At 62.4% G+C, this 8,899-nt stretch carries 7 protein-coding genes and 1 pseudogene; 4 read left to right on the top strand and 4 right to left on the bottom strand.

Features of this window, described 5'->3' with window-relative positions; translation table 11 throughout:
- From AC1DWT_RS47320 to AC1DWT_RS47310, 3 genes are all read right to left on the bottom strand, one after another.
- Nucleotides 1-1,175 (bottom strand): cytochrome P450 (locus AC1DWT_RS47320; RefSeq protein WP_477925912.1); only part of this gene is annotated, 1,175 nt, incomplete at its 3' end.
- 49 nt (nt 1,176-1,224) lie between these two features.
- Nucleotides 1,225-1,419 carry a ferredoxin gene (locus AC1DWT_RS47315; RefSeq protein ID WP_477925911.1) on the bottom strand — a complete coding sequence of 65 codons (195 nt, stop codon included), beginning with the start codon at nt 1,417-1,419 and terminating at the stop codon, nt 1,225-1,227.
- Between the two features lie 544 nt (nt 1,420-1,963).
- Nucleotides 1,964-3,502: an ABC transporter substrate-binding protein gene (locus tag AC1DWT_RS47310; protein WP_477925910.1), complete on the bottom strand. Its 1,539-nt coding sequence runs from the start codon at nt 3,500-3,502 to the stop codon at nt 1,964-1,966.
- 709 nt (nt 3,503-4,211) lie between these two features.
- Between AC1DWT_RS47310 and AC1DWT_RS47305 the strand changes: the two genes are divergently transcribed.
- Nucleotides 4,212-5,198: a sialidase family protein gene (locus AC1DWT_RS47305; RefSeq protein ID WP_477925909.1), complete on the top strand. Its 987-nt coding sequence runs from the start codon at nt 4,212-4,214 to the stop codon at nt 5,196-5,198.
- Between the two features lie 102 nt (nt 5,199-5,300).
- Here the strand turns inward: AC1DWT_RS47305 and AC1DWT_RS47300 are convergent, their stop codons facing one another.
- Nucleotides 5,301-6,230 carry an MBL fold metallo-hydrolase gene (locus AC1DWT_RS47300; protein ID WP_095861960.1) on the bottom strand — a complete coding sequence of 310 codons (930 nt, stop codon included), beginning with the start codon at nt 6,228-6,230 and terminating at the stop codon, nt 5,301-5,303.
- Between the two features lie 570 nt (nt 6,231-6,800).
- Between AC1DWT_RS47300 and AC1DWT_RS47295 the strand changes: the two genes are divergently transcribed.
- The 3 genes and pseudogenes from AC1DWT_RS47295 to AC1DWT_RS47285 all read left to right on the top strand — a co-directional run.
- Nucleotides 6,801-7,754, top strand: coding sequence for an ABC transporter permease (locus AC1DWT_RS47295; RefSeq protein WP_477925908.1), 954 nt, complete (start codon nt 6,801-6,803; stop codon nt 7,752-7,754).
- Nucleotides 7,751-8,644: an ABC transporter permease gene (locus AC1DWT_RS47290; protein WP_095861958.1), complete on the top strand. Its 894-nt coding sequence runs from the start codon at nt 7,751-7,753 to the stop codon at nt 8,642-8,644. Before AC1DWT_RS47295 ends, AC1DWT_RS47290 begins: the two co-directional genes overlap by 4 nt.
- Nucleotides 8,645-8,699: 55 nt before the next feature.
- Nucleotides 8,700-8,899 (top strand): annotated as a pseudogene (locus AC1DWT_RS47285) (ABC transporter substrate-binding protein); the annotation flags it as partial.

The following is an 8,899-nucleotide window of genomic DNA, read 5'->3' as shown; positions in this document are numbered from 1 at the left end:
TTCAGCTCGGAGATGTCGGCGTCGAGCCGCAGCGTCGGGATACGACGGAAGAGCGTGCTGAAGACGACGTGCAGCTCGATGCGCGCCAGCTGCTGTCCGATGCACTGATGCGGGCCCCAACCAAAGGTGATGTGGTGCGCCGCCGGGCGGGCCAGATCCACCTTCTCGGGGTTGGGGAACGCCTCTGGATCCCAGTTCCCTGCGGGAAGGGACACGATCAGTCCCTCACCCGCGCGGATGGTTTCGCCTTCGAACTCGATGTCTTCGATCACCGCTCTTTTCGCCATCAGGTGCGGAATCGTCAAGTACCGCAACAGTTCCTCGACAGCGTTCGCCACGAACTTCGAATCGTCGGATCGCTCACGAAGCAGGGCGAGCTGCTCATCGTTCTGCAACAGCAAACCCGTACCCAGAGTGATCATGTTGGCACTGGTGTCATGGCCGGCGACGAGCAGGATGTGCCCGAGGCGAGAGGCCTCGTCGAGCGTCAGCTCGGCGTCCTTCACGCGTGTCCCCAGGTCGGACAGGACGTCCTCGACGGGATTCGCCATCTTCGCATCGATGAGACCCGCGATGTATCGACGAAGTGTTGCGGAAGTCTCGGCGGATTGCTCCGGGGTCTTGTTCAGTGCGTTGGTGACGCCGGCGTGCTCCTGAAAGAAGTCGTGGTCCGCGTACGGTACCCCGAGGAGTTCGCAGATCATCAGCGACGGCAACGGAAGCGACAGTGCCTCGTTCAGTTCGGTCGGGTTGGGGCCGGCCAGCATCTGGTCGATGAGGTCGTCGGTGATCTGCTGAATCGCAGGCCTGAGCTTCTCCATCCGACGACGAGTGAAGGAACTCGTCAGCATCCGCCGCCAGTGGGCGTGGTCGGGGCCGTCAGTATTGTTGATCGACGGAAGCGACTGGCCGGCATGTGCCTGCATGGCCACCGTCGTGTGCGGGTACCCCGGGCGCCACACGTTCGAGCTCACCCGCGGGTCGGTCAGGATCTCGCGCTGCGCTGCATGACCGGTCACGAGCCAGGGCGTGTTGCCGTCCCAGGTCCTGACCCGACGAATCGGCTTGTCTTCCTTGTGCAGTTCGAGCAGCCCCGGAGGCGGCGCAAACGGGCACTCGCCCGACCTGGCCATCGGAAATTCGACAATCTCCGTAGCCTTGGCGGTCTCATTCATGTGTGTCCTCTATCTGTAGTCTTCTACGCATGGCGATCACGGAGCCACGCTATTCCTCGATGACAATGGCGAGAGCCGGACACACCGCTGCTGCCCGACGGACGTCGTCCGCCAACTCTGCCGGCGGAGACGGGTTCAGCAGCACGACGATTCCGTCCTCGTCACGCTGGTCGAACACCTCCCCCGCTGCACTGACACACTGTCCGGCAGCGACGCACTTCTCCTCGTCAATGACAATCTTCATGTCTCTCCTCGTGATCTTTCGGCCGATCGAGAGTCGCGAGCGCGGCGATCTCCGCATATCCCATACGCAACTGTTTCCACAGGCGTGGCCCTGCCTGTGGAAGTGGACTTCCGGCAGTCGAAAGCGACTCAACTCCGACATCCTTGCCGTACCGAATGTGACTGCAAACATATCTCGACCGGTCATTCAAATCAACAGTTCGTTGTCCCCACTTTCGGTTCGACCAGGACCTGTAACCGATGGTGCAGTAATAGATTACGGCCGTATCGTGCCATCTAGTCATGACCGAACAAGACCAACGAGCCGCATGTTCCGCTCCCTGCCTACGGACCCACTGACCAGGCGTCAGGTTGGTCGGTACGAAGGTTCTCGTCCGCGACGATGGTCTGCAGTGGCATTTCGAATGGCGCGCACTGACCTTCACTGCACCCTGAAAGCCCGAAGCCGACGGTCCGGGCGATGGGCCCGGACCGTCGGTCGTGAAATGGCGATTCGTGCAGACGTCTTGCGAAGAATCGGGGACAGGTGCGCGATTCTCCTCTTCCTACTTCTGGATCCAGAGCGTCTCGGGGAGCACCGACCCCATCCCGTACTGCTGAATTCCACCGACGTTGCCGTTGGCGATGACACCAGGCGCAGCGCGGGTGTAGAAGATGACGGGGTTGAGTTCGGCAAGGCGCTTCTGAACAGTCTCGTACGCCTCTGTACGTTCCGCTGGATCGGTAGCCATGCGGCCCGCCTCCAGCGCTGCATCCATCTCGGGATCCTTGATGCCACTGGTGTTGCCGGCGGAGGCGCTGTGGAGCGAGGACCACAGGCGCGGTTCGGGATCGGAGAAGGCTACTGTGCTCACCAAAGTGTCGTAGTCCTTCTTGGCCATGATCTGCCCCACCTGAGCGAGATCGATTGTCCGGACATCGACCTTGACGTTGTTCAACGTACTGAGCTGCGTCTGAATCGCCTCGCCCAGAGCCTTGCCCGACGGGTACAACGACATCGTGAAATTCAGCGGCTTGCCCTCTGCGGCCAGCTCGTCGAGGAGGCGCTGCGCCTCGGCTCGGTCCTCGTCGGCCAGCGGGATGTCTTTGTAGAACGGCGAGGACTTGTCGAACAACGTGTGCGGCAGCTTGGCGGCACCGCCGTAGACCGCGTTGTTGATGCCGTCGAGATCGAGTGCGAGCGCGAAGGCCTTACGGGCACGCGCGTCGTCGAACGGCGCCTTCGTGCTGTTCAGCACCATCGTGGTGCCGCCGCCGAGCGGAACGACCGCGTTCTGCAGTCCGGCGTTCTTCGCCTTGTCGATGTTCGACCACACACCTTCGAGGGCGAGGTCGGCTCCGCCGCTGACGAGGGTGTTGTATCGCTGATCGGCATCACCGATCGCGCGGATCTCGAGCTTGTCCAGATACGGGCGCGGCGCGTCGTAGTACTTGTCGTTCCGGGTCAGCTTGATGACGTCCTGACGCGACCACTGCTCCAACGTGAACGGCCCGGCACCGATCGGATTGGAGTCGATGGACTGCTGGCCGGCCTGCAACGACGCCGGGGAGGCGATCCAGTTCATACCCGTCTGCAAAATAGCGTTGGCGAAGTTCGGCACCGGCTCGACCAGCGTCACCCGCAGGGTCCGATCATCGATGACCTGACTGCTGTCGATCAACGACGCCTGCGTGATGTCCGGTGAGGCGGTTGCGCGGTCTTTGATGCGGTCCCAGCCGAACTTCACGGCCGCGGCGTCGAACGGGCTGCCGTCGGAGAACTGAACACCGTCCCGCACTCTGAGAGTGAARGTCTTGCCCGCGTCGGCGGACGAGAAGTCCTCCGCCAGCTTGAAGTCGATGCCACCGGTTTCCGGATTGTCGATCATCAAGGTGCCGTAGAGCGCGTTGCCCAGCACCGGGGAGTTKGCCCAGGAGTTGGAGATGAGCGCGGGATCGAGGCTGCGGGGTTCGGCCTGTTCGATGATCAGGCCGGTTCCGCCGCTGACCGCGTCGCCGGAGGGGCCGCCGGCGCTTGCAGAGTCGGTTGAGTTTCCGCTGCTACACGCGCTGAGCATGAGCATGGCGGCGGCAGCGCCGGCCACGAGCGCACGTCTTTTCGAAATCACGGGGGGCCTTTCATGGTTCGAGGGTGAAAGAATTTGACACAGGGGAGGTTTCGGTCAGATCAGTTCTGCAAGGTGCGGTCGAACCGCAGGCGCAGGTGATCGCCGACCTGGTTGAGGGCGAAGACGGCAAGGAATCGGCCGACGAGTCGCGCGCGACCCCGGAGGCATCGCGGCGCCTCGCACGGCGGGGAATTCGACACCGACTGCTGCAGTGAACCGCGTCTTCAGCATGAACACTCCTCGCGACCGAGGTATCCCGGCGCACGCTCGTAACGAGACGAAGGCTTGAGTACCTTCGTTCTGTTACTTAGATAACATAGTTTGCTAGGTCAGCGTTGGCAAGACTAACCTTTCAGAGTTCACCGTAGAGACTGTGACGCGAGGCCGCGTCAGGCGATTCCGGTGTGTGGAATGGCGGATCGATCGACGCCCCGAGTCCTGTCGACCCCGCGACGGTCGGCCGGCTTCCCTGACCTTCCGAGACCGTCCGCCATGCGCATGTCGACGACACGCAGTGCCAGAATCCCGGAATAGGCAAGTGCCACTTGAGATGCGGGGGTCCTTACTATTGCTTTGCCGATCCCGGACCCCTATGCTCCCTGTGGGCCAGTCCAATGACGGCGGTAAGAGTTGGACAGAGACGGAGTTCCCGAATGGGGACCGGCCGTTCTGTGGCGACCCCAACGTGGCAGTCGACTCAACCGGCACCTTCTTCACCGCATTCAACCGGCTCGGTTGCCCGGGCACCGACGACCGGTCCGGTGCCTGCCCGGAGGGAGCGGGTCGTGTCGGGGTCGCACGGTCGAACGACGGTGGAAAGACCTGGTCGGCGCCAGTCGACACGACCGTCTTCCGCGCCACCACACCGCGGCTGAGGATCGACGACGCCACCAACAGGATCGACGTCGTAGGCGGCCCCAGCGGCCCGAGCCCGCATCAGGTCTCCGTCAGCTCTGACAATGGCCTGACCTGGGGTCCGATGGCGGCGCTGCCCTCGCAGGCGTTCGGCAACCAGATCGCGGCGCATGATGGCGTCCTCGCGACAGCGACAGCCCTTGCGGTGGAGAACAACGTCGTCGTCCCCGGGGAGGTGCGGTTCCTCGCCAGCACCGACGACGGGGCAACCTTCACATCGCACCCGGTGACGGACAGCGACGGCGATCCAGCACGACTGCCACATGGCGTGGCCTTCCCCGACAGCGTCGGGCGGACCGCGACCGACCCGATCCCCTGGGTGACGGCAGACCCCACCGCGCACGGCCGCTTCGCCGTCATGCTGCCCGACGGCAACGACTTCGCGGTCTACGTCACCGCTGATTCCGGCACCACGTGGGCCGGGCCGACCACGATCCCCGCCGCAGGTGCGGCGAAGCCGTGGATCGAGTACGGTCCCGACGGTCGGTTGGGCGTGATGTGGCGGATGCTGGGCAACGACATGGTCAACGCTTTTGCGACCGTCTCATTCGACGGTGGCCAGACATTCAGCCCGGCGGTGCAGGTCAACCATGCGCCGCAGCCCTTCGGCTTCCACTACTCCTCCAGTGGCGGCGACGAGTTCTCGCGGATACTCTTCAGGGGCGACTACGTCTATCTCACCTGGGCGGACGGCCGAACCGGCGGCGAACTCGACGGAATCGTCGGACGCGTGCCACTGTCGATGTTCCAGGGCTGAGCGGACTCGACCGAAGATTTGCCTCCGGGTGCGGTGGACGATGTCGCGATCGTTCACCGTCCGGAGGTCCTCGCACACAATGCAATACCCGGCCTGATGCGATCAATCGGTCGCGTTGACACCGGACCTGCGACACACGGCCTGTTCGTGGTCGGCATCCGGAGCACCGCCGGGCACGAAGCACACCTCGCCTCCGTCAATGGACAGGTGACCGTAGTGCGGCGCGGGAAAATGGGCCGGGAACAGGAAAGCGCCCTCGTCCAGCGCCCGCCTCACCAGATCCTGCCGGGTGACGATCGCGGTTGCCAAGTCATCGCATCCGGGCAGATGGAGTTCCGGTCGAGTCAGCTGGACCGGATGATGAAACGCGTCGCCGCTGAAGTAGGCGAACATTCCCTCCGACTCGAGACGCATCAACGCGTGACCCACCGTGTGACCCGGCGCAGGTTCGATGGTCAGACCCGACGAGAGTGCATACGGTGCAGATACGACCTTGGCCAGACCCGCGTCGACGATCGGGCGCACGCACTCGTCAAAAGTGTTGGGGTTGAACTCGTTGGGGTGCACATCCGAACTGGACGTGTCCCACCGCCGGTACTCCTCGTCGACGAGCAGGTAGGTCGCGTTGGGAAACGTCGGCACCCACGCACCATCGACCTGCACCGTGTTCCAGCCACAGTGATCGTGATGAAGGTGGGTGCAGAACACGACGTCAACGGCATCGACCGACACCCCCGACTGGGCAAGTCGCTCCAGAAACGGCACGTTCAGGCCATCGAAATAGAGGCCCCGCCCTTCGCGGCCGTTGCCGGTACAGGGATCGACGAGCACGGTGAGACCGTCAACTCTCACCACCCAACTGTGGCTCGAGAACTGGAAGGTCACCGACTCCTCGTCCAGGAAGCCGTCGGGCAGTTGAGCGATTCGGCGAGAGAGAAACTCTCCGTCATCGGTGAGCAGACCGAGTGAAACCGGTAGCGACTGCTCCGCCACACGGTCAATCAGAGCGTTGCCCAGCCTGATCGTCGACATAGTTTCCACCTATCAGCAGAGTGAGGGGCCCACAAGCTTCTCAGGCCGCGGCGTTTCGATGCGAGTCAGTCGGACCTTACCGCGCCAATGTTGTTGCAGCCAAAGGTCGATGAACTACAAATCCTGTCGAAACCCACCCCGATTACCGAAATCAGACACCATCCACCAACCGGGCTCCGTCGACCGACGCAATGCCTCACCCACACCGGGCGCCGGCCTGCCGATCACGATCGGCAGCCCGGGTTCGCCCACATCGAAAAATTGATGCTTGCAAGTTGTCTTCTAAGACTTAGTATACTTAGTGAACGGAGACCCTCAGGCGAACCAATTTCGAGAAGGACCTGGTGCAACGACAGGCTAGCCACCCACTCGCTGCGCCCTGAATCTCGATCGCACGCGCATCGGCAAGCGGGACACCTGACGGTCTACAGTCACCCATCCGGAGCGACTCGGAGAGGCCACACGCATCCACAACACGCGTACCGCAGCCGAAACCCACGGTCAGTGCGCGCATCTGCACATCACACGACATTCCATGCACCACTATGGAAAGGGCCTAAGGCGAACGCTATGGTGCTCACACTTTCGAAACGAGCTGGACGAAGCCTGCTCGTCCTCTTCCTGGTGACGGTAGCCRCCGTCTCCCTGCTCAGTTTGGCCCCCGGATCCGCTGCACAGGTGATCCTAGGCGAAAACTCCACTCCGCAGGCGGTCGCCGAACTGAACGCAAAGCTCGGCCTCGATCAGCCACTGTGGCGGCAATACATCGACTGGCTCGGCTCGGCGCTGCAAGGCAATCTCGGCACGTCGCCGTTGACGGGACAGGACGTCACTCACGCAATTCTGGATCGCCTTCCCGTCACCCTCGAGCTTGCGATCCTGGGGTTGCTCATCGCCCTGGCGATCGCAATCGTTCTGGCGGTGGTCGCCGCTGCTACTGCGGGAAGTTCGACCGACCGGGGCATCAGCGCCGTCACGTCTGTATTCCTCGCGATCCCCGCCTTCATCGCAGGCCCCGTACTGATCTACTTCCTCGCGTTGAAGCTGGGGTGGTTCCCCGTATCCGGCTGGTCTCGGATCGGAGACGGACTCGGCGACAATCTCCGAAGCGCGTTCCTCCCCGCACTCGCAATTGCATTCGTCGAGATCGCCACGTTCCAACGTCTTCTGCGGACCGACCTCGTCAGCACACTGAGAGAGGACTACGTGTCCGCTGCCCGTGCGAAGGGAATGTCGCGGACGTACGTCATGTTCCGGCATGCGCTTCGCCCCTCCTCCTTCTCGTTGATAACGCTTGCAGGCATCAGCCTCGGCCGCCTCATCGGCGGAACGGTGGTGGTCGAGATCCTCTTCGGGCTTCCGGGCCTCGGACAGTTGGTTTCGTCGTCCATCACGCTTCGTGACGTGATCACTGTCCAAGGCATTGTGGTCTTCGTTGCCCTCGTCTACGTCGTCGTCAACATGATCGTCGATTTCAGCTACGGATTCCTTGATCCACGAGTTCGCAAGGCGGTTCGCGCATGACCATCAGTCCCTCCTTGGACCAAATTCCCGACATCGAAGCAGAAGTCGAGAAACCTGTCGTTCGTGTCAAGAAGAAAAAGCGTTCGGTCATTGTCTGGTCTGCGTACTTCTGGTTGGCCATGGTCCTCGTCCTCGCCGTCACTGCGAACTTCCTACCCATAGCCGACTACGCTGCCCCCGTTGGTGAATCGCGACTCTCTCCCAGCTTCGGCTCGATCGACCTGTTGCTCGGCACCGACAGTTTCGGCCGGTCGATCCTCTCGCGCTGCATCCACGGAGCGCGGGTGTCACTCGTGGTCGGTACGGTGGCCGGCATTACGGGGCTGGCGATCGGCACGACTCTCGGCATGATCGCCGGCTTCTTCGGCCGGAAGGTCGATTCCGGTATCTCACTTCTCGCAGACGCGATGCTGGCCTTCCCTCCGCTGATCCTGCTGCTGGCCCTGTCCTCGATCCTCACGCCGAGCGTCAAGACGATTCTCGTCGGTCTGACACTCGTCACGGTTCCGTCTTTCATTCGTCTGGCACGTGCCACGACGATCTCCTGGACGTCCCGCGAATTTGTTCGTGCAGCTAAGAATCTCGGCGCGAGCAACTCCAGGATTCTGCTCAAGGAAATTCTGCCGAACGTTCTTCCCGCTCTGGGCGCATTCTTTCCCATCGTGATTGCAGCGCTGATCGTGGCCGAAGGATCACTGAGTTTTCTCGGTCTGGGCCTGCCGCCGCCGCAGCCCAGTTGGGGCGGAATGATCAGCGACGGCAAGTCCTCCATTGCAACGTCACCGCACATTGTGTTCGTCCCTTCGATGGTCATCTTCCTCACCGTTTTCGCCCTCAATCAGGTAGGTGACCACCTACGCCTGCGGTTCGACCGCACCATGCAGGACTGATCCGACCGATATCCCTCTTGTCATGTTCTTCACCCGGACCATGAAAGGTCCTCCCGTGATTTCGAAAAGACGTGCGCTCGTGGCCTGCGCTGCTGCCGCCATGCTCATGCTCAGTGCGTGTAGCAGCGGAAGCTCAGCCGACTCAGCAAGCACCAGTGGCCCCTCCGGGGACGTGGTGAGCGGCGGAACCGGTCGGATCATCGAACAGGCCGAACCCCGCAGCCTCGATCCCGCGCTCATCTCCAACTCCTGGGC

Source organism: Rhodococcus sp. P4_B6, from assembly GCF_056402215.1.
Note: the sequence above shows the minus strand (reverse complement) of the source record. Positions and strands in the feature narration are given on the sequence as shown.

What these genes read in the sequence shown, in the direction of transcription:
- AC1DWT_RS47315 (WP_477925911.1), bottom strand. Translation starts at nt 1,419, where the DNA reads ATGAAGATTGTCATTGACGAGGAGAAGTGCGTCGCTGCCGGACAGTGT.
- AC1DWT_RS47290 (WP_095861958.1), top strand. Translation starts at nt 7,751, where the DNA reads ATGACCATCAGTCCCTCCTTGGACCAAATTCCCGACATCGAAGCAGAA.
- AC1DWT_RS47300 (WP_095861960.1), bottom strand. Translation starts at nt 6,230, where the DNA reads ATGTCGACGATCAGGCTGGGCAACGCTCTGATTGACCGTGTGGCGGAG.